Genomic DNA, 25,973 nt, shown 5'->3' with positions numbered 1-25,973 from the left:
CGGCCAAGCCTGCCAGATGGGCACGTGGGTCAGCGGACGGCCCCGGGCACCGCCCAGTTGCCGTTGCGCAGGCGCAGCAGCAGGGCGACCAGCCGAATCGCCACGAACAGGGTGAGCCCGGCCCAGATGCCGCCCAGCCCGAGGTCGAGCACGTAGGCCAGCCAGATGGCCGGCAGGAAGCCGCCGAGCGCCGCCACGATGGTGAGGTTGCGCAGGTAACGCACGTCGCCCGCGCCGATCAGCACGCCGTCGAGGGCGAATACCACCCCGGCCAGGGGCAGCATGGCGACGAACCACGGCCAGGCCACCATGGCCTGGTCGCGTACCCCCTCGTCGGAGCTGAACCACGACGGTACGACGCCCGCGCCGGCGGCCACGACAAGCGCGAAGGCGACGCCGCAGACGCCGCCGAGCAGCCCGATCCGGCGGGCGAGCGCCCGGGCGCCCGCGTCGTCGCCGGCGCCGAGCGCGGCACCGACCAGGGACTGGGCGGCGATCGCGAGGGCGTCGAGCACCAGCGCGGTGAAGAACCAGAGTTGCAGGGCGATCTGGTGGGCGCCGACGGCGGCGGCGCCGAAGCGGGCGGCGACAGCGGTCGCGGAGAGGAAGCTGGCCTGGAACGCCAGGCCACGGATCAGCAGGTCGCGGCTGAGCACCAACTGCTGGCGGATCACCCGGGGCTGGGGCCGCAGCGACACCCGCTCGGCGACCAGCGCCGCGGCGAACAGCGCCCCGCAGAGCGTCTGCGCGACGACGTTGGCCACCGCCGAGCCGATCAGGCCCAGGCCGCCGGGGTAGACCAGCAGCGGGCAGAGCAGCGCGGACAGCAGGTTGGGACCGAGCACGAAGAACAACGGGCGGCGAGTGTCCTGCACGCCGCGCAGCCAGCCGTTGCCGGCGGCGGCGAGCAGCAGGCCGGGGGCGCCGAGGGCCGCGATCCGCAACCAGTGCGCGGCGGCGTCGGCCACGTCGCCAGTTCCACCGGCGAGGGTACGCGCGAGCGCACCTCCGCCGACCTGCATGCCGATCGCGATCAGCAGACCGACACCGAACGCCAGCCAGGACGACTGGACTCCCTCGGCCACCGCGGCGGCCCGGTCACCCGCGCCGAAGCGGCGGGCCGCGCGCCCGGTGGTGCCGTACGCGACAACGGTGCCGACCCACGCGGTGAGCGTCATCACCGTGCCACCGACGGCGAGCGCGGCGAGCGGCACCCGGCCGAGGTGCCCGACCACCGCCGTGTCGACGAGCACGTAGAGCGGCTCGGCGGCGAGCACCACGAGGGCCGGCAGGGCGAGGCTGGCGATCCGCCGCGGCGAGGCGGTTCGGTGGGTGGCGGCGATCTGGCTCATCGCCGCCGATCCTGGCACGAGCGCGGTAAGGATCGCAATCCCGCCGGGGACTTACGCTTCCGGAGCGATGCCGAACGTCACCGCCGGGCGGGTTGGCTCACTGCCGGGTGTCCATCGAGGTCTGCAGCGCGCGGCGGGCCTGCTCGCGGGCGTCGTCGGTGGTCTCGGGCTTGGGCTTGTTCGGCATGGTGGTGGTCCTTCCAGGGAGCGAGCCACCGACACGCGGCGGCCCTCGCGGGCGATCGTGCTGCGCGCCCCACGGCGGTCCGGGATTACCGGAGCAGCCGACTGGGCAGCGTGAGCCCGGGTCGATCCGACCCTGGAGGGAGGCAGCACGAGGTGTGGCGCCACCACCCATGACCTGCACCGCTACGCGGCGCCCGGCCTTCACCCAAGTTATCGTTCAGGTCCATATGCTGCTCCCGGTTCCCGCCATGTGGACAAGCGGCGACCCGGCTCAGCGGGCCAGGAAGTGCCAGCCCAGCCACCACCAGAACCCGAACAGACCGATCCGGCCCACCGGCACCGAGCCGACCTCGTAGCGCATCACGTACGCGCAGACCTCGCCCAGGGTGGGGATCCGGGAACCCTCCCGCCGGGCCATCCACTCGACCACCGCGAAGAGCACCAACGCGGTGAGGAAACCGCCGATGGCGAACGCCCGCATCATCGACGCACCAGCCCCCAGAAGGCGGCCAGCCAGGCGAACCACACCGCCGACCGGGTCAGATGATCCTCCAGGAGAGGATCGGCCAGCCGGGAGAAGGTGGGAAAGTCGTCACCGGCGGCCAGCACGAACGTCACGCCCTCGAAGACCCCGAAGACCACCACCGGCACCGCCCACCAGACCGCTCCCGAGCCCAGCCGGCGCGGCGCCGGTCGGCGGGGCACCCGATTGCTCAGACCGAGCCAGATCAGCACCCCGCCGGTGCCAATGGTGAACAGATTCGCCTCGGTGGAGAACGACGCGAACCGACCACCGACGAGCGACAGGCAGACGAGGACGGGAACGGAGACGGCGGGCCGGTCCCAGGCACGGGGGGCCTCCACGGTGAGGTCGTGCGGCTGCTCCATCCCGCAATTCTTCCCGGTCTCACCGAGCGCGGGAAGACCGACACTCCCCGGAGTTGACCCTGATCCTTCCGGACCGGGCTATCGATGACGACGAAAGTCGCCGTCAGGCGTCGGGGTGGAGCAACGCCGCGTCCAGTTGGCCGCGGATCGACTCGACCACCTGCTCGACGGTGCCCCGACCGGTGAACCCCGCCGCGAACCGGTGGCCACCACCGCCCAGCGCCACCGCGACCCGGCTGACGTCCACCGCGCCCTTGCTGCGCATCGACACCGCCCACTCGCCGGGCGTGGTCTGCTTGACCACACAGCTCACATCCGCCTCGGCCGTGCAGCGCACCGAGTCGATCAGCGCCTCCAGGACGTACGGCCGCTGGTCGTGCCGGGCCAGATCCTCGAGCGTGGCGAAGGTCCAGACGAACCCCCGGCCGCCGGCGGCGGCCAACTCCAGCCGCGCCCGGCCGAGCACCTCGCCGAAGAGACGCACCGCACCGAAGGGCCGGGTGTCGAAGACCCGGCGGGAGATGTCTCCGGGCGAGATGCCGGTGGCCAGCAACCGGGCAGCCATCTGGTGCACCGCCGGAGTGGTCGCCGCGAACCGGAACGAGCCGGTGTCCGTGGTCAGCGCCACGTAGAGGCACTCCGCGATGGCCGGATCCACCACGACCCCGAGCCGGGCCAGCAGTTGCTCCGCCACCACCGACGTCGCCGCGGCGCCCGGGTCCACGAGGTTGACGGTGCCGAAGCCGGAGTTCGAGGCGTGGTGATCGAGCACCAGCGCCGCCCCCGCCGACGACAACCGCCCGGCCAGCTCACCGAGGCGCGACTCGCTCGCCGCGTCGAAGCAGATCACCAGGTCCGGCGCCGGGTCGGCGGTGTCCGCCGGGACCAACAGGTCCAACCCGGGCAACCCCCGGAACGGGTCGGGCACCTCCGGCGGCCCGGGGAAGGTCGCCTGCACCTCGCGGAGGCCGAACTGCCGCAGGCCCAGCCCGAAGCCGAGCATGCTGCCCAGCGCGTCACCGTCCGGGTTGATGTGGCAGATCAGCAGCACCCGGCCACCCGGCGGGACAGCCCGCACCAGCGCCTCGGCCGCAGCCCAGTCCATCTCGGCCGGGCCGACCCCGGCCGCCCCGGCGAGCGGGACGCTGGCGGTGCTGGTCACCGCGTTTCCCCACCCCGCGCGGCGTCCGGCACGTCGGTGGCCGCATCGGCCTCGTCCGCGTCGTCGCCCTCATCGGTCTCGTCGTCGACCCGGTACGGCTGCGCCTCACCCGCGTACTTCGCCTGGGCGGCCAGCCGCTGCACCTCGGCGTCGGCGTTACGGGCGGCGGCGAGCAGGTCGTCGATGTGCTTGACCTGGTCCTGCACGTCGTCGAGGACGAACGTGAGGGTCGGCGAGTGACGCAGCCCGAGGGCCTTGCCGACCGTGCTGCGCAGCAACCCCTTGGCGCTCTCCAGCGCCGCGGCGGTGTCCGCCTGGGCCACCGCGTCACCGAGCACGGTGTAGAAGACCGTCGCGTCACGCAGGTCCGCGGTGATCCGGGCGTCGGTGATGGTGATCATCCCGAGCCGCGGGTCCTTGATCTGGCTCCGCACCACCGACGCGACCAGCTCACGCACCCGTTCCGCGTGCCGGCGTACCTTGGCCGGATCAGACATCTCGCCACCTCCACGGCGTCCTGCTCCCGGTCGACCCGGCGACCCGGGGGGTCGCCGGCCGACCGGCCAACATCTCGAACACTACCTTCGCGACCGCACCGGTCGCCCGGCACAGCCGGCTCCGGGGTCAGTCGTCGTCCACGCCGTACAGCCGGCGCCGAACGGACAGCAACTCGACCTCGGGGCGACCGGCCACCAGGCGCTCACAGGAGTCGAGCACCTCGCGGACGTGCGCCGTCTCGGCGGCCACCACGGCCACCGCGAGCTGCGCTCGACCATGCAGGTCGAGCGCACCCACCTCGGCGGCCGACACCTCGAAGCGGCGCAACGCCGCCACGATCGGCCGTACATATGATCTCTTGGCTTTGAGCGACCGGGAGTCGCCCGGCAGCAGCAGGTCGAAGACCGCGGTTCCGGTGAACATCGCCCCGGACGATACCGCCAACCCACCCCGCATGATCAAGGGGTTTACGCCGTTCGGCGTAAACCCCTTGATCAGCGTGTCACTGCCGGATCAGGCGCGAACCTTCTCCCGCATCTCGAAGGTCTCGATGACGTCGCCGACCTGGACGTTGTTGTAACCACCCAGGGTCAGACCGCACTCGAAGCCCTCGCGGACCTCGGTGGCGTCGTCCTTGAACCGCTTGAGCGAGGTGATCGTGAGGTTGTCCGCCACGACCGTCCCGTCCCGAAGCAGGCGAGCCTTCGCGTTGCGTCGGATGACGCCCGACCGGACGATGCAACCGGAGATGTTGCCGATCTTGGACGAGCGGAAGACGTCGCGGATCTCCGCGCTGCCCAGCTCGGCCTCCTCGTACTCCGGCTTGAGCAGGCCCTTGAGCGCTGCCTCGATCTCCTCGATGGCCTGGTAGATGACGGTGTAGTACCGGATCTCCACGCCCTCGCGGTCGGCCATCTCACGGACCTTGTTCGAGGCCCGCACGTTGAAGCCGATGATCGTGACCGGCTCGGACGAGGCGCTCGCGAGCATGACGTTGCTCTCGGTGATCGCGCCGACGCCCCGGTCGAGGACCTTGAGCTGGACCTCCTCGGGAATGTCGAGGTTGAACAGCGCGTCCTCCAGGGCCTCCACCGAACCGGAGACATCACCCTTGAGGATGAGGTTGAGCGACGTCTTCTCGCCCTCCTTGAGCTGCTCCATGAGCGTCTCAAGAGTGGCCCGACCACGGGAGTTGGCGAATGCCGCCGCCCGCCGCCGTGCCTGCCGCTGCTCGGCGATCTGCCGCACCGTGCGGTCGTCCGCCGCGGCGAGGAACGTGTCACCCGCACCGGGCGGTGCGGTCAGACCCAGAACCATGACCGGACGCGCCGGCCCAGCCTCGGAGAGCTGGTTGCCGTTCTCGTCGAGCATGGCCCGGACCCGGCCGTGGGCCCCACCGGCGACGATCGAGTCGCCGGCCCGCAGGGTGCCCTTCTGCACGAGCACCGTCGCCACCGCACCGCGGCCCTTGTCCAGGTGCGCCTCGATGGCCACACCCTGCGCCGGCCCGTCGATCGGAGCGGTCAGCTCCAGCGACGCGTCGGCGGTCAGCAGGACAGCCTCGAGCAACTCCTCGATGCCGATGCCCGGCTTGGCGGCCACGTTGACGAACATGGTCTCGCCGCCGTACTCCTCGGCGACCAGGCCGTACTCGGTCAGCTGCTGGCGGACCTTGTCCGGGTTGGCCTCCGGCTTGTCGACCTTGTTGACCGCGACCACGATCGGCACGTCGGCCGCCTTGGCGTGGTTCAACGCCTCGATGGTCTGCGGCATCACGCCGTCGTCGGCCGCGACGACCAGGATCACGATGTCCGTCACCTGGGCACCACGAGCACGCATGGCGGTGAACGCCTCGTGACCCGGGGTGTCGATGAAGGTCACCGCGCGGTCCACACCATCGTGCGGAACGTGCACCTGGTACGCACCGATGTGCTGGGTGATGCCACCCGCCTCACCGGCCACGACGTTCGCCTTACGGATGGCGTCGAGCAGCTTGGTCTTACCGTGGTCGACGTGACCCATGACGGTCACCACCGGCGCACGGCTGACCAGACGCTCCTCGGCCACCTCCGCGTCGAGGTCGATGTTGAACTGCGCGAGCAGCTCGCGGTCCTCGTCCTCCGGGCTGACGATCTGGATGTCGAAGCCCAGGTGCTCACCCAGCAGCTGCAGGGTGTCGTCAGAGCAGGACTGGGTCGCGGTGACCATCTCGCCCAGGTTGAACATCTCCTGGACCAGCGAACCCGGGTTGGCGTTGATCTTGTCGGCGAAGTCCGACAGCGAGGCGCCACGGGAGAGCCGCACGATCTGACCCTGACCCCGGGGAGCACCCGAGCTCATGGTCGGAGCCGACAGGTTGTCGAACTCCTGTCTGCGCTGCTTCTTGGACTTGCGACCGCGCGTCGGCCGGCCACCCGGACGCCCGAAGGCACCCGCGGCGCCGCCGCCACGGCCACGACCACCCGCACCCGGACGACCGCCGCCACCGGAGGGAGCACCCGGACGGAAACCGCCACCGGGAGCACCGCCACCGCCGCCGGGACCGCCACGGTAGCCACCGCCACCGCCGGCACCCGCGCCGCCACCAGGGCCACCGCGGTAACCGCCACCGCCGCCGGCGCCACCGCCGGGACCGCCACGGAAGCCACCGCCGCCACCACCACCGGGACGACCGGCGCCACCGCCACCGGGGCGACCAGCGCCACCAGGACCGGGACGACCGGCAGCCGGACGCTGGCTCGGCATGGAAGCCGGGCTGGGCCGCGGAGGCATGGAGTTCGGGCTCGGCCGCGGCGGCATGCCCGCCGGGCTGTTGGGCCGGGGACCACCCGCACCGGCGGCCGGGGGCCGCTGCTGCTGGCCACCCTGGATGCCGAACGGGTTGTTACCGGCGCCGCGCGCCGGTGGGCGACCACCGGGACGCGCACCCGGACCCGGAGCCGGCGTGCTCGGACGAGCAGCCGGCGAACCCGGACGGGGCGGCATCGCGGCGGGACCCGGCCGAGGACCGGGACGGTTGCCGCCGTCGGCCGGAGGCTCCCGGCGGACGGGGTTGTCCCGCTGCTGCTGGCGGGCGGCCTGTGCGGCCTTGACCGCGGCCTCCTGCTCAGCCTTCAGCGCGGCGGCACGCGCCTCGGCGGCCGCCACCTCGATGTCGTGGGCACTCGCCGGCTTGGCGACCGGAGCCGCGGGCTGCGGCGCACCAGGCACCGGACCCTTCGGCTTCGGGCCGGGTGCCGGCGCGGCCGGCCGCCGAGGCGGCATCGGCTTGGCCGAGACCCGCGGCGCGCCCGGGGTCGGGGACAGCGTCGGGGTCGGGTTGGAAGCCGGCGTCGACGCGGGCGCCGACGGGGCGGCGGCCGGTGCCGGAGCACCGGTGGACGCGACGAATGCGTTGCGCAGCCGTCGGGCGACGGGCGCCTCGACGGTGCTGGACGCGGACTTCACGAACTCGCCCATTTCCTTCAGCTTGGCGAGAACGGTCTTACTCTCGACCCCGAGCTCTTTTGCAAGCTCGTGTACGCGGGCCTTGCCTGCCACTGCACTCCTCACTCCGAGGTCGTGCGGGCAGCACCCGCAGCGACCTCACTCGTGCACTTGAAGCCTGGTCATTTCAGGGACTTCATCGTGTGCTCATGTCGGTCGTCCTACCCTGCTAGCGACCCTCGCCCGGTCGGGCTGACCGGACGTAGTGGTTGGCGCATCGACGTGCTCCGCCAGCACACCGTGGTCAAGGACCTCGGTGATGCGCAGCGCACGCCCGAAGGCGCGGCGACGCACCGCCAGCGCGAAGCAGGCCGGATCCGGGTGCATGTTCGCTCCCCGACCCGGCAGCCTGCGGCGTGGATCAGGTCGGAGACTGAGACCAGCCTCGTCCCGAACCGCGATGATCCGCAGCAATTCGCTGGCCGGCGCACGTTGCCGGCAACCCACACAGGTGCGTTCCGGCGTTGCGCGTCGTACCACTGGAAGAAGTCTACCCCTAGCTGCCCGAGATCGCTCCGCCCGGCTCCCGCACGTGATCAGCTGCCGCACGCGCGGCGGGAGCGGTCTGCTCCGCATCCGACCGAATGTCGATCCGCCAACCGGTCAATCGGGCCGCGAGTCGGGCATTCTGCCCCTCCCGGCCGATCGCGAGGGAGAGCTGGAAGTCGGGGACCGTCACCCGGGCGGCCCGACCGGCCAGGTCGACCACCTCGACCCGAAGCGCCTTGGCGGGCGACAACGCGTTACCGACGAAGGTGGCCGGGTCATCCGACCAGTCGATGATGTCGATCTTTTCGCCGTGCAGTTCGCTCATCACGGCGCGTACCCGCTGGCCCATCGGGCCGATGCAGGCGCCCTTGGCATTCACCCCGGGGGTGGTGGAGCGGACGGCGATCTTCGTACGGTGACCTGCCTCACGCGCGATCGCCCCGATCTCCACCGTGCCGTCGGCGATCTCCGGCACCTCCAGCGCGAACAGCTTCTTGACAAGCGCCGGGTGCGACCGGGACAGGGTGATCTGCGGCCCGCGCATGCCCTTGGCGACGTGCACCACGACGCAGCGGACCCGCTCACCGTGGGCGTACCGCTCGCCGGGGACCTGCTCGGACTGCGGCAGCACGCCCTCCAGTTTGCCGAGGTCGACGCTGACGATGCCCTTCTCGGTACGCGTCTCGTGGGCCTGCACCACGCCGGTGACCAGGTCGCCCTCGCGGCCCACGTACTCGCCGAAGTGCACCTCGTCGGTGGCCTCCCGCAGGCGCTGGAGAATCACCTGCTTGGCGGTCATGGCGGCGATCCGGCCGAAGTCGTGCGGGGTGTCGTCCCACTCCCGCACCAGGCTGCCGTCGGCGTCCATCTCCTGCGCGTACACCAGGGCGGCGCCCGACCTACGGTCGATCTCCACCCGGGCGTGCGGCTCGGCGCCATCGGTGTGCCGGTAGGCGGTCAGCAACGCGGTCTCGATCGCCGCGAGAATCGTGTCGAACGGGATCTCCCGCTCGCGCTCGAGTGCGCGCAGCGCCGCGAGGTCGATGTTCACCTCTCCTCGTCCTCCACATCATCTTCGTCGTCGATGTCGTCTGAATCGTCAATGTCGTCGGAGTCGTCCGCGTCGTCGAACTCCTCGTCCACCTCGCCGAGTTCGGCGAGCCGGGTGAACTCGACCTGCACGCGGCCGGGGCCGAGCTGGGCGTACGCCCAGGACGTTCGGCCCTCCCCGGTCTCCAGCTGCACGCCCTCGTCGTCGGCCGCGACCACCCGGCCGGTCAGCTGACGGTCTCCGGTCGGCTGCTCGCCGCGCTGGCCGGGCAACGCGGCCGCGCCCCGGGCGGTGACCTTGACCAGCCGGCCCACGTTGCGCCGCCAGTGGCGGGGCAGGGTGAGTGGCCGGTCGACGCCCGGCGAGCTGACCTCGAGCTGGTATTCCCCGGCGACGATGTCGCCACCGGTCTCCTCGGCGGCGTCCAGCGCGGCCGAGACCGCGCGGGAGACGACCGCGACCGCGTCCAGGTCGATCCCGCCGTCGGCGTCGACCATCACCCGCACCACGTGCCGGCGACCGGCCCGGGAGATCGACAGGTCCTCCAGGTCGTAGCCGGCGTCGTTGACCACGGGCTCGATCACGGCCCGCAACCGTGTGCGTCGCGCCGCGAGATCACCACCACGGGGACCCACGGCATCGCGGGGTCGCCCCGTCGACCTGGTGGCACGGCCACGCTGCGTCATCTCCGCACCCTCTCCCTGGTCGACGGTGATCGGTCGTCCCGACATGCCGGCGCACCACCGGAGCGGACGCGCCGGTGGCTGCGCAGAGCGTAACGCGCCTGCCCGGCGGCGGGCCGGGCGGCGCACCGACGTCGGTGGTCCCCGGACCGGTGGGGATGGTGTTGACTTGCCGGGTGGGGACCGGCAGAACGACACAGCGCGACCAGGCATCCAGACATTCCCGGCGAAAGCTCCTGCGTGCCGGGGCACTGCTGGCGCTCGGCGGTGCCGCGGTGCCGCTGACCGGCTGTGATCTTTTCGACCGTGACGACGAGCCGGCGCCACCACCGGACCCGCTGCGGCCGATGGTGGACGAGGCACTCGGGCTCGCCGCGGCGTACCAGAACCACGTGGCCGCGCATCCCGACCTGGCCGACCGGCTCGGCCCGATCGCCGAGGCGCACACCGCGCACGCCACCGAGCTGGCCCGGGTGATCGGCGTCGCCCTGCCCACCGCGGTCGCCGCTCCGGCGGTCGACCTGGTGAACACGCTCGCCCCGCTGCGCGCCCTGGAGAAGGCCGCCCAGCAGTCCGCCACCGCCGCCTGCGCCGCGGCCAGCGCGGAACGAGCCGCACTGCTCGGGTCGATCGCCGCCGCCCGCGCCACCCACCAGGAGGCACTGAAGTGAGGCAGCCGTCCACCGGGGAGGCGCTCGCCGCCGCCCTGTCCGCCGAGTACGCGGCCATCTACGCCTACGGGCGGATCGGGGTCCGACTCACCGGGGCGGCACGGGAGGCCGCTCACCAGGCCGAGGCCGCGCACCGCAGCCGACGCGACATGCTCGTGGTGCAACTGAGCGCGGCCGGTGGCGTCGTGCCGCCGGACCGCGCCGGCTACGCGTTGCCGTTCCCGGTCACCGACCGGGCCAGCGCCCTGCGGCTCGCCGCCGAGGTGGAGGAGCGCACGGCCGCGCACTGGCGAGCGGCTCTGGCGTCCACCACCGGCGCCGACCGGGACCAGGCGCTGGCCGCCCTCGTCGAGTACGCGGTACGGGCCACCCGGTGGCGCAAGACGGCCGGGACGACCCCGCTGACTGTCCCGTTTCCCGGTCGGCCCACCTGAACCGTTGCCCTCCGGTTGCGGAGCGCATACCAGGTATGCATACTCCGTTGCCATGTCCATCCGTCACGGGTTGCTCGCCCTGCTCGAACGCGGCCAGATGTACGGCTACCAGCTGCGCGCCGCGTTCGAGGAGTCGACCGGCTCGACCTGGCCGCTGAACATCGGGCAGGTCTACACCACCCTGTCCCGGCTGGAACGCGATGGTCTGGTCCGCCCGCTGCCGGAGAGCGAGGCCGGGCAGCGCCCGTACGAGATCACCGACGCCGGCCGGGCGGATCTGGCGCTCTGGTTCGCCACCCCGGTCAGCCGCAACGATCGGCCCCGCGACGAGTTGGCGATCAAGCTGGCGCTGGCGCTGACCACCCCCGGGGTGGATGTCCGCTCGGTGGTACAGGCCCAGCGGAGCGCGACGATGCGGGCGTTGCAGGAGCTGACCCGGTTGAAGTACGTCAGCAACCGGCCGGAGGACCTGCCCTGGCGCCTCGTGCTGGACTCGATGGTGTTCCAGGCCGAGGCCGAGGTCCGTTGGCTGGACCACTGCGAGACAAGTCTGGTGCGGCACCAGCCCAGCGGCGCGGCACCTCCCCCACCCCGGCCGGGTGACGCCGACGCGCGGGACGCGTCCCGGTGGGCCGGCGAGGAGGCGCGACGGTGAGCGGGTCGGACGACGCGGTGCTGGAGCTACGCGCCGTCCACCGCACCCACGGCGCCGGACCGGCTGCGGTGCACGCGCTGCGGGGGGTCAGCCTGGTCGTCCGGCCCGGCGAGCTGGTCGCCGTGATGGGTCCGTCCGGCTCCGGCAAGTCGACGTTGCTGGCCCTCGCCGGCGGGCTGGACCGCCCGACCGGCGGGGAGGTCCGGGTGGAGGGGCAACCGCTCGGGGCGCTGGACCGGCGCGGGCTGGCCCAGCTGCGCCGCCGCCGGATCGGCTACATCTTCCAGCAGCTCAACCTGCTGGGCAGCCTGAGCGCGCTGGAGAACGTGGCGCTGCCCCTGGAACTCGACGGCGCCGGCGGACGCCAGGCCCGGGCGCTGGCCATGGCCGCGCTCACCGAGGTGGGCCTGCCCGCACTGGGTGACCGCTTCCCCGACCAGCTCTCCGGCGGGCAGCAGCAGCGGGTGGCCATCGCCCGCGCGCTGGTGGGCGACCGCCGGCTGGTGCTCGCCGACGAGCCCACCGGTGCCCTGGACTCGCAGACCGGCGAGGCGGTGCTGCACCTCCTGCGCCGCCGGATCGACGCGGGGGCCGCCGGAGTGCTCGTCACCCACGAGTCCCGACACGCCGGCTGGGCCGATCGGGTGGTGTTCCTCCGCGACGGCGTACTCGTCGACACGACCGCGCCGCTGGGCAGCGTCGAACAGCTGCTGTCCGGTAGCGAGCGGTGACGGTCCGCCGGACCAGGTGGGCACCTGCCCGACCCGACACCGCCGCGTCGGGACCGGGCGCGCCACCGGTCCGGGTCGGTCGTCGTCGCCTCGCCGAGCTGACCGGCTCGTGGCGGGCGGCGTTGCGGATCGCTCGGCGGGAGTCCCGGCGGGCGCGGCGCCGGACCGCCCTGGTGCTCGCGATGATCGCCCTCCCGGTGGCGGTGCTGGCCTTCCTGGCCGCCAGCTACGACATGGCCGAGTTGACTCCCCGGGAACAGGTGGATCGCCGGCTCGGCGTGGCCGACGCGGAGCTGCGCTGGATCTCGGACACCCCGGTGCAACAGGACGAGTGGGGGGACAGCTGGTCCACCTGGGACAGCGAGCGGCCACCCGTGGCCCGAGCCACCTCCGCCCAGGTGAGCGCATTGCTCGGGCCGGGCAGTCGGGTCACCGAGGTGCGCACCGGCATTCCGCTGACCCTGCGGGGCCGACACCACGACGAGGACGTGCAGGGGCGGGTGCTGGACCTCGGCGACCCGTTGGCCCGGGGGCTGGTGCGCTTCCGCGCGGGCCGGGCGCCCGAGCAGCCCGGTGAGGTCGCGGTCAGCCCGGCGGCGCTGCGCCGTCTGGACCTGCGCCTTGGCCGCGCCGTGGCCCTTGCCGACGGGAGCAGGGCGTACACCGTGGTGGGGGTGGTCGAGTTCCCCGACGATCTCGGTCCGGTGGTGGCGCTGCATCCCGGTGCGGTGCCGCGGACCGATCCCGGACCGGAGAGCAGTTGGCTGGCGGACGTGCCCGGCACCATCGATGCCGCGCTGGTGTCCCGACTCAACGACCGGGGTGTGCTGGTCGCCATGCGTCCTCCGACCGACTCGGCCGACGAACGGAAGCGGACCTGGTTCGGCCCCGTCGACCGGGGCGACACCACCGACCTGGGCACCAGCGTGCTGATCGCGGGCCTCGGGCTGCTGGAGGTGGTGCTGCTGGTCGGGCCGGCCTTCGCGGTCGGCGTCCGCCGCCGCCGGCGGGATCTGGCGCTCGTCGCGGTGGCCGGCGGGGATGCCGCCCAGCTCCGTCGGGTCGTGCTGGCCGACGGCGTGGTGCTGGGTGTGCTGGGCGCCGCAACCGGTCTGCTGGTCGGCGTCGGCGCGGCGTTCGCCGGTCGTCCGCTGATGGAGCAGTACGTCTTCGACGCCCGCTTCGGTGGGTACCGCTGCTGGCCGGTCGCGCTGCTGCTGCTCGGTGGGGTCGCGGTGCTGGCCGGGGTGCTCGCCGCGCTGGCGCCGGCCTGGACCGCCGCGCGGCAGGACGTCAGCGCCGGCCTCGCCGGGCGACGCACTCCCCCGGTGTCCCGGATCCGCTGGTTGGCCTTCGGGCTGTCGCTGGTGGCCGTCGGGGCCGGGTTGGCGGCGTTCGGGGCGGCCCGTACCTCCACGGTGGTGATCCTCACCGGCCTGATCCTCGGCGAGTTGGGCCTGGTGTGCTGCACGCCCACGCTGATCGGCGCGCTCGCCCGGCTCGGCCGGGTGCTGCCGTTGGCACCGCGTATCGCGTTGCGCGACGCCAGCCGCAACCGCGCCTCCGCCGCGCCCGCCATCTGCGCCGTGATGGCAGCGGTCGCCAGCAGTGTGGCGCTCGGCGGGTTCCTGGCCAGCAGCGACGCCCGCACCTCGCACGCCTACCGGCCGATGCTGCCGACCGGCCACGTGCTCGTCTACGCGGGCGAGTCGGTCCGGCAGCCCTCGCCGACCCAGCTCGCCGACATGGCCCGGGACCAGCTGGGTGCCGACCGGATCGCCCCGGTCAACGCGGTGAGTTGCGCACCCGCGGCGGCGGGTTACTGCGATGTCGCGCCGGTGCTTCCGCCCGCGCAGATCTGCCCCTGGCAGCCCGGGGACAACCTCTCCGCCGCGGACCGTCGGCAGGCGCGGGCCGACCGGCGTTGTCGGATCGGCCCGCTGAGCTACGACGGCGGCTACGTGCAGGCGGGCGTGGACGACGGGACCGCACTGCCGTTGCTCACCGGTGCGGACCCGGCGACGACAGCCGCCGCCACCGCCGTGCTGCGCGCCGGGGGTGTGGTGGTGACCGACCCGCGTTACCTGCACGACGGCCTGGTGACCGTCCGCGTGAACCAGGTGGATTCCGGGACGGACCGGCCGGGCGCCGCCGCCGACTTCCCCGGGTACGCGCTGAGCGGGGCGGTCGGCCAGTCCCGGCTGCTGCTCTCCGCGTCCGCGGCCCGGCAGCTCGGCCTGACCTGGTCACCGGCCGGATGGGTGCTCGGCGCCTCCGTTCCGCCGGACCGGCAGCAGCGGGAACGGTTCGCCGGCGCGCTGCGGCCCTTCGGCACGTTCTCGATGTCCGTGGAGTACGGCCGCGATCCGCAGGACATCTCCCCGCTGCTGCTGCTGCTCGCGGCGGCGGCCGGCGTCATCACGATGGGTGCGGCCGGGATCGCCACCGCGCTCGCCGCCGCCGAGGGACGCGCCGAGCTGACCACCCTCGCGGCCGTCGGCGCGGCACCGGCGCTACGCCGGATGCTGGCGATCTGCCAGGCGGGGGTGATCGCCGGTCTGGGCTCGGTGCTCGGCATCGTGGCCGGGCTGGGCACCGCCGCGATCGTGCTGTTCTCGGCGAACCGGCAGTACGCCAACGACTGGCCGGTACCCGATTCGTACCCGTTCGTGGTGCCGTGGCCCGCGCTCGGTGTGCTGGTCCTGGTGCCGATCGTGGCGATGCTCGGGGCGGGCCTGTTCACACGCGCCCGGCTGCCGATCGAACGCCGGTTGGACTGATGCCCGGTGGCGTGACCGCGCGGTTGGCGGGCCGGGCGCGTACGGGGGGTGCCGGCGGGGGCCGGCAGCCGGCACACTGATCCGCGTGTCAGTGCTCGGAACCCTCACCCGTCGAGTCGGTCACCATCGCTGGTTCGGCGCCGCCGCACGTCTGCTGGTCCCCGCCGACCGGGTGGTCGGTCGACTCACCCGGGGGCGGGTGGTCGCGCTCGGCCTGATCCCGTCCCTGGTGATCACCACGACCGGCCGCCGCTCGGGCAAGCCCCGCAGCAACCCGCTGCTCTACGTGCCCGACGGCGACGCCTACGTGGTGATCGGCTCCAACTGGGGGCAGACCCACCACCCCGGCTGGGCGATGAACCTGCTCGCCGATCCCGCCGCCGAGGTGCGGTTGAAGGGCCGGTTGATCCCGGTGCGGGCCGAGCGGGCGTCCGGCGCCGAACGGGACCGGCTGTGGCAGCTGTTGGTCACCGAGTGGCCCGCGTACCACACGTACGTGCGGCGGGCCGGCGGCCGGGAGATCCACATCTTCCGGCTCGTGCCGGCCGGGCGCGGCGCGCCGGCCGGTCCTCCGTCGGCTGGCTAGGCTGACGCGCAGTCGCGAACAGAGGCGGGTCCCGTGAGCGCGAGCACTGAGCCGGGGTGGCGAGCCCTGCGGTCGCGCACCGTGGCGGCCGGATGAGCGCAGGCGATGAGCGGACCGAGGTCGGTCGGGGCCTCGACGACAGTCGGTGGGCGGTCGCGGAACGGGTCGGCGAGGCGGTCCGCCGGCGTTTCCCGGCCGACGTGCTCGCGGTCGCGGTGCACGGGCCGCTGGCGCACGGTGACGACGACGGCGGCGGGGACCGCGAGGCGGGCCTGCTGGTGGTCACGTACCGGCCCCGGGCCGGCCCCCGGCCGGCGACCCGGCGGGTGGACGGGGTCCTGGTGGATCTGACCGTGGCCGCCGCCGAGGACTACCTGGCCCAGGCCCGGGTGATCTCCCCGCTCTGGCCGCTGACCGCCGACCGGTATGTCACCACCCAGCCGCTACACGATCCGACCGGCTGGTTGCGGAAGCTGCGCGACGAGCATCTCGGCCGGCTGGCACGCGCCCGGCCGGCGGAGTTCAGCACCGCGGCCCGGCAGGCCTGGTATCGGGGCAGCGCGGCGCACGCCCGGGCCGCCCGGCTCGCCGAGTGGTACGAGACCGACCAGGCCCTGCTGATGCTCGGTGAGGCCCGGCTGGCGGCGGCCACGGTGACGGGCCTGCTGAGCCGCACCTACTACCGGGATCCCGGTGACGCCGTCCGGCGGACCGGGCTGGCCGGCGCGGACATGACCGAGGTGGGTGTGGTGCTCGGTCGACAGGCCGAGGACCTGGCCGCCCGTGGTCGGGCGGTCGACGGCACGATCGACGACCTGCTCAGCGGTTGAGCGGTGTCACAGCCCGGCCGGTACGCCGATCAGCGTGCCGACCAGGTAGGTCGCGGCGGCGGCCGCGGCGCCCAGCAGCAGTTGACGCAGCCCGCTGGTCCACCATGGGCGTTGGGTGAAGCGGGCCACCACCGCCCCGGCGGCGAAGAGCCCGAGCCCGCCCACGCCGAGTGCCAACCACAGCTCGGTGGCGCCGAACAGGTAGCTCAGCAGCGGCACCAGCGCGCCCACCGAGAAGAACAGGAACGACGAGATCGCCGCGGCCCACGGGCTGGGCTGGTCGTCGGGGTCGACGCCCAACTCCTCGCGGACGTGCACCCGCAGGGCCTCCTCCGGGTCGCGCCGCACCGCCTCGGCGACCTGGGTCGCCAGGTCCCGGGGAAGACCCCGGGCCACCCAGGCGTCGGCCAACTCCCGGGCCTCGGCCTCGGGGTGCCGTTCCAACTCGCGCCGCTCCTTGGCCACCTCGGCGGCGACCTGCTCGTTGGCGGAGCGGACGCTCGTGTATTCGCCGAGCCCCATCGAGATGGCACCGGCGACCAGGCCGGCGGAGCCGGTGAGCACGATGCTGCGGGGTGACACCCCGCCGCCGCCGACACCGGCGATCAGGGCGATGTTGGTGACCAGACCGTCCATCGCACCGAAGACGGCCGGGCGCAGCCAGCCGCCGGAGACGTCCGCGTGGTGCGCCTCACGCAGCGCCGCTGGGGTGTCGGTCACGGCGTCTGCCCTTCGTTCGCGACTGCGGGACTCCGCTTCGCTGCGTTCCTCGCGCTCACGGAAGGGTCAGGATCTCGTGGCCGTCGTCGGTCACCACGATGGTGTGCTCGAACTGGGCCGTCCACTTGCGGTCCTTGGTCACCACGGTCCACCCGTCGTCCCACATGTCGTACTGGTAGGTGCCCAGGGTGATCATCGGCTCGATGGTGAACGTCATGCCCGGCTCCATGATGTCGGTGGGCCGCGGGCTGTCGTAGTGCGGCACGTAGAGCCCGCTGTGGAACGCCTCGCCGATGCCGTGGCCGGTGAAGTCGCGGACCACGCCGTAGCCGAACCGCTTGGCGTACGACTCGATGACCCGGCCCACCACGTTGATCTGGCGGCCCGGGACGACCGCGCGGATGCCGCGCATCATCGCCTCGTGGGTGCGCTCGACCAGCAGCCGGGCCTCCTCGCTGACCGCGCCGACGCAGAAGGTGGCGTCGGTGTCCCCGTGCACCCCGCCGATGTACGCGGTCACGTCGACGTTGATGATGTCGCCGTCCTGCAACACGGTGGAGTCCGGGATGCCGTGGCAGATGACCTCGTTGAGGCTGGTGCAGCACGACTTCGGGAAGCCCTTGTAGCCGAGCGTCGACGGGTACGCGCCGTGGTCGCAGAGGAACTCGTGCACCACCCGGTCGATCTCGTCGGTGGTTACGCCAGGCTTGCAGTGCTCGCCGGCGAGCTGGGTGGCCTGGGCGGCCAGCCGGCTGGCGACCCGCATCTTCTCGATGGTCTCCGGCGTCTGCACGTGCGAGCCGCGCCACTGGACGGGGCGCTCCTTGCCCACGTACTCCGGTCGGGCGATCTGGGACGGCACCGGACGCGTCGGGGAGAGCGTGCCTGGTGTCAGCGGCGGACGGACGGTCATGCCGCCAGCCTATCGCCGGGGCCGCTGGTGACCCGCGCCACGGGCGCTCCGAGGGGGTTGTTGCCCCACCTGTTCGGCTGTGCCATGGTGTCAGCGTGGATCAAGGGGGAGCACCACCCGTCTTCTCCGCCAGTGCGGAGATCGACGGTGACCACCTCCAGGTGGTGGTGGCCGGTGAGGTCGACATGGCAACGGCCGACACCATGCTCCAGGCCGCGCTGCGCGAGCCCGCCGAGCGGATCACCCTCGACCTGAGCGCCGTCACCTTCTTCGACTCGGCCGCCATCCACGCCCTGGTCCGGCTCGCCCAGCAGTTCTCGGGCGCGCTCACCGTCCTGCCGTCGCGGCAGGTCCGCCGGGTGCTGGAGATCTCCGGTCTGGGCGAGCAGAACTGGCTCCGGCCCACCTGAGACGACGACCGGCCGCCGCCGGGCGCACGCTCAGCTCCGCAGCTCCCGGCGCAGGGTCACCTCGGTGCCCTCGTCGGTACGCCGCACCGACAGCTCACCCAGCGCCCTGATCAGCGCCAGGCCACGCCCCCGGAACCCGGAGCCGGTCGACTCACGCCACTGCCCGCTGTCGCGCACCGTGGCCGTCACCGTCCGATCCTCGATGGCCACCTCCACGCTGATCACCGCCTCGGCGGGGTGCACCGGATGCTCGATGGCGTTGGCCGCGGCTTCGGAGACCGCCACGGTCAGGTCGAACACGTCCGTCTCGTCGACCGCGTGCGCCACGAGGAAGTCCTCCAGGCGCTTGCGCAGCACGCTGAGCCGGGTCGGGTCCGCCGGCAGCCGTAGCGCGAAACGGTTCAGCTCGGCCGCTTCGAGGGCGAGGACCGCCACGTCGTCGCGGCGCGGACGCCCGTCGACCCGCTCGACGACCGCGTCGATCAGGTCCGCCACGTGCTCGCTGGGGGTCGCCGCGTCGACGCAGAGCTGGGCCAGCGCGGCATCGATGCCGAGCTGACGGTCCTCGATCAAGCCGTCGGTGTAGAGCACCAGTCGGTCGCCGGGCGTCAACTCGCCCTCGACCGCCTCGTACGTCGCCCCGGGGATCGCGCCGACCGGTGGGCCGAGCGCACGGTCGTGCAGGAACGTCACCTCACCCGCTCTGATCAGCAGCGGGGACGGGTGGCCGGCGCTCGCGTACCGCAGCCGGCCGGTGCGCGGGTTGAACAGCAGACAGACCACCGTCGCGAAGGAGCGAGCCTCGGTGGAGCCGACCAGCCGGTTGAGCCGGGTCAACGACTCACCCGGGTCGTAACCCTCCAGCAGGTACGCCCGCAGCGCGTTGCGCAGTTGCCCCATCGCCGCGGCGGCCTGGACGCCCTTGCCGACCACGTCGCCGATGACCAGCACCAGATCGTCGTCCTCGACGTTTATGGCGTCGTACCAGTCACCGCCGACCTCGACGTCGGCGCTGCCGGGCAGGTACCGACTGGCCACCACCGCTCCGGGTAGCTGCGGCAGCGACCGGGGCAGCAGGCTGTGCTGCAGGGTGGTCGCGATGCGGTGTTCGGCTTCGTAGAGTTGCGCGTTCTCCAGGCGGACCCCGACCAGCCGGGCCAGTTGGGTCAACGCGGCCTCGTCGACCTGCGCGCCGTCGCCGGCCGGACGCCAGACCCGCAGTTCGCCGAGCGGCTCGCCGGCGGTGCCGGTCAGCTCGGCCACGAAGGACGGGTCGGCGGCGGTGGCGCCCCCGGTGTCCGCCTCGGACCGGGCGCCGCTGGTGGTGACCACCACCCGCGCGGCCTCGACGAGGCTCAGCGCGTGCCGGGCGGCGACCTGGAGCACGTCGGCGGTGGACCGGGCGGTGTTCACGGCCACCGCCGCGTCGGCCAGCGCCCGGAGCCGGCGGATGATCTGGCCGCGGAGCTGCCCCAACTCGACGTTGGCCCGGACCCGTGCGATCAGCTCCTGGCCGGAGAACGGCTTGGTGAGGTAGTCGTCGGCGCCGGCGGAGAGGCCGGCGACGGCCTCGGCGGAGCCGGCGCGGGCGGAGAGCAGCACAATCGGCACATGCCGGGTACGCGGGTCCGCCCGCAACGCGCTCACCAGCCCGAATCCGTCCAAACGAGGCATCATCACGTCGCTGAGGACCAGGTCGAAGCCGCCCTCGCGGGCCAGTGGCAGGGCGACCAAGCCATCGCTCGCGGTGACCACCTCCCAGGTCGGGGAGAGCAGTCTGGTGACGTGCTCGCGCAGGTCCACGTTGTCGTCGACGACCAGGATCCGGCCGGCCGGAGCGCCGTCCGTCGGCCGGCCGTCGAGGCCGGGTACCGGCGCGACGCCGGTCCACAGCGCGGTTTCCGCCACGTAGAGCCGGGCCTGCTCGGGCTCACCCGGGGGCAGCGGGTCGAAGGCCGCGACCCGGTCCGCGGGCAGGTGCGCCGAACCGAACGGAACGGTCACCGTGAAGGTGCTGCCCTCGTCGACCTGACTGGTCAGACCGACCGTGCCGCCGTGCATCTCGACCAACTCCCGGACCAGCGCCAGGCCGATCCCGGTGCCCTCGTGGGTGCGGGCGCGCACCCCCGGCACCCGGTGGAACCGCTCGAAGACGTACGGCAGCTCGTCCGGCAGGATGCCGACGCCGGTGTCGGTCACCTCCAGGCAGGCCACGCCATCCACGGCCCGGACCCGCACCCGGATCTCGCCGTCGAAGGTGAACTTGACCGCGTTCGACACCAGGTTGAGGACGATCTTCTCCCACATGTCCCGGTCGACGACGACCGGCGCCGGCAGCGGTGGGCAGTCCACCACCAGCCGCAAGCCGGCCCGTTCGGTGGCCGAGCGGAAGGTGCTGGCCAGTCGGGCCGTGTAGCTGGCGAGGTCGGTGGGCTGGTAGCGGGCGGCGAGCCGACCGGACTCCAGCCGGGAGAAGTCCAGCACGGTGTTCACCAGTTTGAGCAGGCGCAGCGCGTTGCGGTGCATCATGGTGAGCCGGTCGGTCTCGGCCGCGGACCGGGCCGGGTCGGCCAACATGTCCTCCAGCGGGCCGAGCACCAGGGTCAGCGGGGTGCGGAACTCGTGGCTGACGTTGGCGAAGAAGTTGGTCTTCGCCAGATCGAGCGCCGCCAGCTCGGCGGCACGGGCCCGCTCCTGCTCGTACGCCCGCTGGGTGCCGACCGCCCGGGAGATCTGGGCCGCGACCAACTCCAGGAAGTTGCGGTAGTCGTCGCTGAGCGGAAGCTGGCGGGCCACGCCGACGACCAGCGCGCCGACCGTCTGGTTCGTCGCCGTGAGAGGCAGCACGAGGGCCTGGTCGGCGGCGTCGACCGGCGGCGGATCGAGCAGATCGGCCACGTCGACGGTCGCGGGCGCGGTGTCGGCGGTGACCCGGGCCAGCAGCTCGGCGGTGTCGCCGAGCGTGGCCGGGGCGGTGCCGGTGGACCCGGCCAGGGCGAGCTGACCGCTCTCGTCGGCCAGGTAGATCAGGGCGAAGGGCACGTCCGCCCGGTGCCGGCCGAGCACCCCGGCGGCGCTCCGACCGAGTTCGGCCGCGCTGCCCGTGTCGGTCACCTCGGCACCCAGTTCGGCAAGTGCCCGTAGCCGGCGCTCGCCGAGGACCCGTCCGGTGGTCTCGTTGACGACGCAGTAGACGCCGGTGACCGAGCCGTCCTCACCACGGATCGGGTCGTACGAGACGTTGAAGTAGGTCTGCTCGACGAAGCCGTGCCGGTCCAGCAGGAACGGGTGGTCGTCACCCCGGTAGGAGCGCCCGGTGCTCCGCACGCCTTCGAGCAGCGGGCCGAGCACCGCCCAGGTCTCCGCCCAGTGCTGGCGGGCCGGTTGGCAGAGCACGTCCGGATGTTTGCTGCCGATGGTCGGTCGGTAGGCGTCGTTGTAGAAGGCGAGTTGCTCGTCGCCCCAGAACATGACGATCTGCGCGCTGGAGGCGAGCATCATGCCCACCGCGTTGGAGAGCGCCAACGGCCAGCGGCCGGGCTCGCCGAGCGGTCCGGTGGACCAGTCGAAGCGGCTCAGCCGCTCCCCCATCTCGCCACCGGCCGCGAACGCCGCCGCCAGCATCGGAGGAGCCTTCGGGCCGGGCGCGACGGACTGCCCGATGTCCGCACCCCCCTGGGCCGAGCTCATACAGCCTCCCGCTCCGGCCGGCACCCCGCGACCGTTGATCTTCACCCGCCGTGCTTCGACTTGTACCCCAGCGGACCAGCAACGTAACGCAAGACGACGGTTGGACGCTGTTGACGTCCGCCCGAGCTGTCGGGCACCGGACCGTACGCCGGGCGCGCCGGCGTCGAAAGGCCGCCGTCAGCGACCCCGGCGAGTCAGAAGACCGGCAGCCCGTCGATGCTCGCCGCGTTCCTGGTGGCCCGGTAGACCGCCAGGTCGTCGGCGGTACGACGGGAGTGTGAGGTGATTAACAGGTCGCGCTCGGCGCGGAAGTCCATCAATGGCACCGCGTAGCCGCAGGAGTCGCTGACCCGTTCCACCTCGACGGTGATCACGGCCCGGACGCCGTGCACGTCCGGCGGCTCGGGAAACTCGGCGAGCCGGTCGGCGAAGCCGTCCTCGCTCACCGAGACGCTGCGGCCCCGTCCCTGCAACCGGACGATCTTCGGCGGCCCGTCGAAGGCGCAGAACATCAGCGTGATTCGGCCGTTGTCCCGCAGGTGGGCGATGGTCTCCGCCCCGCTGCCGTGATAGTCGAGATAGGCCACCCGGTGCGGGCCGAGGATCACGAACGTGCCCCGCATGCCCTTCGGGGAGACGTTGACATGCCCCTCGGCGCCGGACGGCGCGGTGGCCACGAAGAAGACCGGCTGGTCCGCGATGAAGTCACGTAGTCGGCCGTCGATCTCCGGATAGACCTTGCCCATGCGGCGATCCTCCCATCGCCCCGACCACCCGTCGGGGCGACCTAGCTCACACCGCTGCCCACCCGCTCGGCGGCGGCCCGGACCAACGCCGTGATCGGCCGCGGCTCCTCCTCGTTCTCCGGATGCCACTGCACGCCGAGCAGGAACGGCAGCGCCGGGTCCTCGACGGCCTCGATCACGCCGTCCTCCGCCCACCCGGTGACCGCGAGTCGACCGGGATCGGCGACCGCCTGGTGGTGGTACGAGTTGACCCGGTCCACCCCGGCCAGCACCCTCGCGGCCAGACTCCCCGGCGCGAACCGTGCCGGGTGGGTCCCGTAGACGCCGGGCGCCGGACGGTGCCCGTCGTGACCGACCACGTCGGGCACGTGCTGGTGCAGGGTGCCGCCGTAGGCGACGGCAAGCACCTGCATCCCCCGGCACACGCCCAGCACCGGCAGTTCGGCGGCGAGCGCGGCGGCCAACAACACCAGCTCACCGGCATCCCGGTCCGGCCGATCCTCGGTCCGCGGGTGGTGCCGCTGGCCGTAGCGCCCCGGACCCACGTCCGCGCCACCGGCCAGCAGCAGCCCGTCGAGGACGGCCACCACGTCCGCGTCCACGTCGTCCGGCGGCAGGACCACCGCACGGCCACCCGCGGCCGTCACCGCCCGCGCGTACGCCTCCGGCACCAGCACGGCCCGCACGCCCCGCCAGACCGCCCAGTCGGCGGGCTCGACGTACGCGCTGATCCCGATCAGTGGCCTCCGCACAGGGCCGACTCCGTTCGCGACTGCGGGGCTCGCAAAACCAGCTCGCTCCTCGCGCTCACAGGGGGGTGACGTACGCGCCCGTGATGCCGCCGTCGACCACGAACTGCGCGGCGGTCATGAACGAGGCGTCGTCGCTGGCCAGGAACGCCACCGCCGCGGCGATCTCCTCGGGTTGCCCGAAGCGCCCCATCGGTACGTGCACGAGCCGGCGGGCGGCCCGCTCCGGGTCGGCGGCGAACAGCTCCAGCAGCAACGGGGTGGCCACCGGCCCGGGACAGAGCGCGTTGACCCGGATGCCCTCGCGGGCGAACTGCACACCCAGCTCCCGGGTCATCGCCAGCACTCCGCCCTTGCTCGCGGTGTACGCGATCTGCGACGTCGCCGCGCCCATCAGCGCCACGAACGACGCCGTGTTGATGATCGAACCCTTGCCCTGGCGGCGCATGTGCGGGATCGCGTACTTGCAGCAGAGGTAGACGCTTGTGGTGTTGACCCGCAGCACCCGCTCCCACGCGTCGAGGCCGGTGTCCAGGATGGAGTCGTCGTCCGGGGGTGAGATGCCGGCGTTGTTGAACGCGATGTCCACCCGGCCGTGCCGGTCGGCCACCCCGTCGAACAGGTCGCGTACCGCCGACTCGTCGGCCACGTCGGTGGCCACGAACTCGCCGCCGCACTCCTCGGCGGCCCTCGTGCCGGCCGCCGCGTCGATGTCCACGCAGACCACCCGGGCACCCTCGGCGGCGAACCGCCGCACGGTGGCCAACCCGATGCCGCTGCCCGCTCCGGTGACCACGGCCACCCGGTCCTGCAACCGACCCTGCACAGGCGTCACTCCTCTGTCGCGATGAACACGTTCTTGACGTCGGTGAAGGAGTGCAGCGCGTCCGGGCCCAGCTCACGGCCGAGCCCGGAACGCTTCATCCCGCCGAACGGAGTCCAGTAGCGCACCGAGGAGTGCGAGTTGACGCTGAGGTTGCCCGCCTCGACGGCACGGGCCATCCGCAGCGCGCGTCCGACGTCCCGGGTCCAGATCGAGCCGGAGAGGCCGTACTCGGTGTCGTTGGCGAGCCGGACCGCGTCGGCCTCGTCGTCGAACGGCAGCACCGACACCACCGGGCCGAAGATCTCCTCCCGCCAGTGCCGGTCGGCCGGGGAATCGGCCAGCAGCACCGTGGGCGCGTGCCAGAAGCCGGGGCCGTCGGGGCAGGAGCCGGTGAAGGCGACCCGCGCGTCGGGCAGGTAGCCGGCGACCCGGTCCCGTTGGGCTGCCGAGATCAGCGGCCCCATCTCGGCGGTGTCCCGGGACGGGTCCTCCACCCGGAAGGCCCGTACCGCCGGTTCGAGCAGTTCCAGGAACCTGTCGTACACCGGGCGCTGGACCAGGATCCGCGACCGTGCGCAGCAGTCCTGGCCGGCGTTGTCGAAGACCGCGCCCGGCGCGGTCGCGGCGGCGCGTTCCAGGTCGGCGTCGGCGAACACGATGTTCGCGCTCTTGCCGCCCAGTTCCAGGGTGAGTCGTTTCACCTGGGCCGCGCAGCCGGCCATGATCCGGGTGCCGACCTCGGTGGAGCCGGTGAAGCAGATCTTGCGGACCGCCGGGTGGCTGACGAACCGTTCCCCGACCACCGAGCCCGCACCCGGGACGACGATGAACACGTCGTCGGGCAGGCCCGCCTCGCGGGCCAGCTCGGCCAGGCGCAGCGCGGTGAGCGGGGTCAACTCGGCGGGCTTGAGCACCACGGTGTTGCCGGCGGCGAGGGCCGGGACGAAACCCCAGGCGGCGATGGGCATCGGGAAGTTCCACGGCACGATCACGCCGACCACGCCGAGTGGCTCGTGGAAGGTGACGTCCAACCCGCCCGGCACCGGGATCTGTCGACCGGTCAGCCGCTCGGGCGCCCCGGCGTAGTAGTCCAGGACGTCGCGGACGTTGCCGGCCTCCCACCGGGCGTTGCCGATGGTGTGACCGGAGTTGCGCACCTCCAGCTGGGCCAGTTCGTCGAGATGCGCGTCGACGACGGCGGCGAACCGCCGCAGCAGCCGAGCCCGATCCCCCGGCCCCACGAGACGCCAGGTCGCAAAGGCCGACGCGGCCCGAGAGATCGCCGCGTCCACGTCCTCGATCGAGGTCCCCGCAACCTCCCGAAGAGCAGCCCCGGAAGCCGGATCCACCAGTACCGTCACACGCCCCACCCCTCGATATCCCAGTCGATCATGGAGTTGTGGTGCCCCACATAAGCCGCCTCACGCGACTTTCCGC

The 25,973-nt window shown here is 72.8% G+C and carries 25 protein-coding genes; 8 read left to right on the top strand and 17 right to left on the bottom strand.

Annotated features, from left to right (window positions below):
* Window positions 1–29: 29 nt before the first annotated feature.
* The 10 genes from AB0A90_RS15500 to rimP form a co-directional block, all read right to left on the bottom strand.
* Window positions 30–1,352: an MATE family efflux transporter gene (locus tag AB0A90_RS15500; protein ID WP_357247305.1), complete on the bottom strand. Its 1,323-nt coding sequence runs from the start codon at window positions 1,350–1,352 to the stop codon at window positions 30–32.
* A gap of 457 nt (window positions 1,353–1,809) precedes the next feature.
* On the bottom strand, window positions 1,810–2,019 hold the full coding sequence (locus AB0A90_RS15495) for a DUF6186 family protein (RefSeq protein WP_357248036.1): 210 nt from the start codon (window positions 2,017–2,019) through the stop codon (window positions 1,810–1,812).
* Entirely contained in the window at window positions 2,019–2,426 is a 408-nt protein-coding gene (locus AB0A90_RS15490; protein WP_357247302.1) for a hypothetical protein, read from the bottom strand. Before AB0A90_RS15490 ends, AB0A90_RS15495 begins: the two co-directional genes overlap by 1 nt.
* Before the next feature lie 103 nt (window positions 2,427–2,529).
* A complete protein-coding gene (locus AB0A90_RS15485; protein WP_357248033.1) occupies window positions 2,530–3,531 on the bottom strand; it encodes a bifunctional oligoribonuclease/PAP phosphatase NrnA in 1,002 nt (333 codons plus the stop codon).
* A 53-nt stretch (window positions 3,532–3,584) separates the two neighbouring features.
* Complete coding sequence (rbfA, locus tag AB0A90_RS15480; protein ID WP_357247299.1) at window positions 3,585–4,085, bottom strand: 30S ribosome-binding factor RbfA; 501 nt, start codon at window positions 4,083–4,085, stop codon at window positions 3,585–3,587.
* A gap of 127 nt (window positions 4,086–4,212) precedes the next feature.
* Window positions 4,213–4,509, bottom strand: a complete 297-nt coding sequence (locus AB0A90_RS15475) for a DUF503 domain-containing protein (RefSeq protein WP_030489481.1) — start codon at window positions 4,507–4,509, stop codon at window positions 4,213–4,215.
* Between the two features lie 90 nt (window positions 4,510–4,599).
* Window positions 4,600–7,626, bottom strand: a complete 3,027-nt coding sequence (infB, locus tag AB0A90_RS15470; protein ID WP_357247297.1) for a translation initiation factor IF-2 — start codon at window positions 7,624–7,626, stop codon at window positions 4,600–4,602.
* Between the two features lie 93 nt (window positions 7,627–7,719).
* Window positions 7,720–8,052 (bottom strand): YlxR family protein, encoded by a 333-nt coding sequence (locus AB0A90_RS15465; protein ID WP_357247294.1) that lies wholly within the window; start codon window positions 8,050–8,052, stop codon window positions 7,720–7,722.
* Window positions 8,053–8,068: 16 nt separating this feature from the next.
* Entirely contained in the window at window positions 8,069–9,112 is a 1,044-nt protein-coding gene (gene nusA / locus AB0A90_RS15460) for a transcription termination factor NusA (protein WP_357247291.1), read from the bottom strand.
* The gene (gene rimP / locus AB0A90_RS15455; protein WP_357248030.1) at window positions 9,109–9,798 is read right to left on the bottom strand and encodes a ribosome maturation factor RimP; all 690 of its coding nucleotides are present in this window, start codon (window positions 9,796–9,798) and stop codon (window positions 9,109–9,111) included. Before rimP ends, nusA begins: the two co-directional genes overlap by 4 nt.
* A gap of 155 nt (window positions 9,799–9,953) precedes the next feature.
* On the opposite strand from rimP, the gene AB0A90_RS15450 reads away from it, so the two are divergent.
* The 7 genes from AB0A90_RS15450 (at window position 9,954) to AB0A90_RS15420 (ending at window position 16,482) form a co-directional block, all read left to right on the top strand.
* The gene (locus tag AB0A90_RS15450; RefSeq protein ID WP_357248027.1) at window positions 9,954–10,466 is read left to right on the top strand and encodes a hypothetical protein; all 513 of its coding nucleotides are present in this window, start codon (window positions 9,954–9,956) and stop codon (window positions 10,464–10,466) included.
* Window positions 10,463–10,900 carry a ferritin-like domain-containing protein gene (locus tag AB0A90_RS15445; RefSeq protein ID WP_357247288.1) on the top strand — a complete coding sequence of 146 codons (438 nt, stop codon included), beginning with the start codon at window positions 10,463–10,465 and terminating at the stop codon, window positions 10,898–10,900. The genes AB0A90_RS15450 and AB0A90_RS15445 overlap by 4 nt, the downstream gene beginning before the upstream one ends.
* 52 nt (window positions 10,901–10,952) lie before the next feature.
* On the top strand, window positions 10,953–11,555 hold the full coding sequence (locus tag AB0A90_RS15440; protein WP_357247285.1) for a PadR family transcriptional regulator: 603 nt from the start codon (window positions 10,953–10,955) through the stop codon (window positions 11,553–11,555).
* Window positions 11,552–12,286, top strand: coding sequence for an ABC transporter ATP-binding protein (locus AB0A90_RS15435; RefSeq protein WP_357247282.1), 735 nt, complete (start codon window positions 11,552–11,554; stop codon window positions 12,284–12,286). The genes AB0A90_RS15440 and AB0A90_RS15435 overlap by 4 nt, the downstream gene beginning before the upstream one ends.
* The gene (locus tag AB0A90_RS15430) at window positions 12,283–15,066 is read left to right on the top strand and encodes an ABC transporter permease (protein ID WP_357247279.1); all 2,784 of its coding nucleotides are present in this window, start codon (window positions 12,283–12,285) and stop codon (window positions 15,064–15,066) included. The genes AB0A90_RS15435 and AB0A90_RS15430 overlap by 4 nt, the downstream gene beginning before the upstream one ends.
* An 85-nt stretch (window positions 15,067–15,151) precedes the next feature.
* The gene (locus tag AB0A90_RS15425) at window positions 15,152–15,652 is read left to right on the top strand and encodes a nitroreductase/quinone reductase family protein (RefSeq protein ID WP_357247277.1); all 501 of its coding nucleotides are present in this window, start codon (window positions 15,152–15,154) and stop codon (window positions 15,650–15,652) included.
* Window positions 15,653–15,744: 92 nt separating this feature from the next.
* Entirely contained in the window at window positions 15,745–16,482 is a 738-nt protein-coding gene (locus tag AB0A90_RS15420) for a nucleotidyltransferase domain-containing protein (protein ID WP_357247274.1), read from the top strand.
* A 6-nt stretch (window positions 16,483–16,488) separates the two neighbouring features.
* Here the strand turns inward: AB0A90_RS15420 and AB0A90_RS15415 are convergent, their stop codons facing one another.
* Together AB0A90_RS15415 and map are read right to left on the bottom strand one after the other, a co-directional pair.
* Complete coding sequence (locus tag AB0A90_RS15415) at window positions 16,489–17,202, bottom strand: VIT1/CCC1 transporter family protein (RefSeq protein WP_357247272.1); 714 nt, start codon at window positions 17,200–17,202, stop codon at window positions 16,489–16,491.
* Window positions 17,203–17,257: 55 nt separating this feature from the next.
* On the bottom strand, window positions 17,258–18,115 hold the full coding sequence (gene map / locus AB0A90_RS15410) for a type I methionyl aminopeptidase (protein WP_357247269.1): 858 nt from the start codon (window positions 18,113–18,115) through the stop codon (window positions 17,258–17,260).
* A 95-nt stretch (window positions 18,116–18,210) separates the two neighbouring features.
* Between map and AB0A90_RS15405 the strand changes: the two genes are divergently transcribed.
* Window positions 18,211–18,525 (top strand): STAS domain-containing protein, encoded by a 315-nt coding sequence (locus AB0A90_RS15405; protein ID WP_357247266.1) that lies wholly within the window; start codon window positions 18,211–18,213, stop codon window positions 18,523–18,525.
* A 30-nt stretch (window positions 18,526–18,555) separates the two neighbouring features.
* Here the strand turns inward: AB0A90_RS15405 and AB0A90_RS15400 are convergent, their stop codons facing one another.
* From AB0A90_RS15400 to AB0A90_RS15380, 5 genes are all read right to left on the bottom strand, one after another.
* Window positions 18,556–22,215 (bottom strand): SpoIIE family protein phosphatase, encoded by a 3,660-nt coding sequence (locus AB0A90_RS15400; protein ID WP_357247263.1) that lies wholly within the window; start codon window positions 22,213–22,215, stop codon window positions 18,556–18,558.
* Between the two features lie 194 nt (window positions 22,216–22,409).
* Window positions 22,410–22,961 carry a pyridoxamine 5'-phosphate oxidase family protein gene (locus tag AB0A90_RS15395; RefSeq protein WP_357247260.1) on the bottom strand — a complete coding sequence of 184 codons (552 nt, stop codon included), beginning with the start codon at window positions 22,959–22,961 and terminating at the stop codon, window positions 22,410–22,412.
* A 41-nt stretch (window positions 22,962–23,002) separates the two neighbouring features.
* The gene (locus AB0A90_RS15390) at window positions 23,003–23,713 is read right to left on the bottom strand and encodes a gamma-glutamyl-gamma-aminobutyrate hydrolase family protein (RefSeq protein ID WP_357247258.1); all 711 of its coding nucleotides are present in this window, start codon (window positions 23,711–23,713) and stop codon (window positions 23,003–23,005) included.
* A 55-nt stretch (window positions 23,714–23,768) separates the two neighbouring features.
* Window positions 23,769–24,536, bottom strand: coding sequence for a 3-oxoacyl-ACP reductase (locus AB0A90_RS15385; RefSeq protein WP_210784710.1), 768 nt, complete (start codon window positions 24,534–24,536; stop codon window positions 23,769–23,771).
* 5 nt (window positions 24,537–24,541) lie between these two features.
* On the bottom strand, window positions 24,542–25,897 hold the full coding sequence (locus AB0A90_RS15380; RefSeq protein ID WP_357247253.1) for an aldehyde dehydrogenase family protein: 1,356 nt from the start codon (window positions 25,895–25,897) through the stop codon (window positions 24,542–24,544).
* Window positions 25,898–25,973 lie beyond the last annotated feature (76 nt).

The organism is Micromonospora sp. NPDC049204 (assembly GCF_040647935.1).
Classification (GTDB): Bacteria; Actinomycetota; Actinomycetes; order Mycobacteriales; family Micromonosporaceae; genus Micromonospora.
This window is presented reverse-complemented; position numbering and strand designations above follow the sequence as displayed.

Bases quoted from the DNA above. Each gene is read 5' to 3' on its own strand.
- AB0A90_RS15490 (WP_357247302.1), bottom strand. From the start codon at position 2,426: ATGGAGCAGCCGCACGACCTCACCGTGGAGGCCCCCCGTGCCTGGGAC.
- AB0A90_RS15395 (WP_357247260.1), bottom strand. From the start codon at position 22,961: ATGGGCAAGGTCTATCCGGAGATCGACGGCCGACTACGTGACTTCATC.
- rbfA (WP_357247299.1), bottom strand. From the start codon at position 4,085: ATGTCTGATCCGGCCAAGGTACGCCGGCACGCGGAACGGGTGCGTGAG.
- AB0A90_RS15475 (WP_030489481.1), bottom strand. From the start codon at position 4,509: ATGTTCACCGGAACCGCGGTCTTCGACCTGCTGCTGCCGGGCGACTCC.
- AB0A90_RS15485 (WP_357248033.1), bottom strand. From the start codon at position 3,531: ATGGACTGGGCTGCGGCCGAGGCGCTGGTGCGGGCTGTCCCGCCGGGT.
- AB0A90_RS15420 (WP_357247274.1), top strand. From the start codon at position 15,745: ATGAGCGCAGGCGATGAGCGGACCGAGGTCGGTCGGGGCCTCGACGAC.
- AB0A90_RS15495 (WP_357248036.1), bottom strand. From the start codon at position 2,019: ATGCGGGCGTTCGCCATCGGCGGTTTCCTCACCGCGTTGGTGCTCTTC.
- AB0A90_RS15450 (WP_357248027.1), top strand. From the start codon at position 9,954: ATGGTGTTGACTTGCCGGGTGGGGACCGGCAGAACGACACAGCGCGAC.
- AB0A90_RS15440 (WP_357247285.1), top strand. From the start codon at position 10,953: ATGTCCATCCGTCACGGGTTGCTCGCCCTGCTCGAACGCGGCCAGATG.
- map (WP_357247269.1), bottom strand. From the start codon at position 18,115: ATGACCGTCCGTCCGCCGCTGACACCAGGCACGCTCTCCCCGACGCGT.
- AB0A90_RS15400 (WP_357247263.1), bottom strand. From the start codon at position 22,215: ATGAGCTCGGCCCAGGGGGGTGCGGACATCGGGCAGTCCGTCGCGCCC.
- rimP (WP_357248030.1), bottom strand. From the start codon at position 9,798: ATGACGCAGCGTGGCCGTGCCACCAGGTCGACGGGGCGACCCCGCGAT.
- AB0A90_RS15500 (WP_357247305.1), bottom strand. From the start codon at position 1,352: ATGAGCCAGATCGCCGCCACCCACCGAACCGCCTCGCCGCGGCGGATC.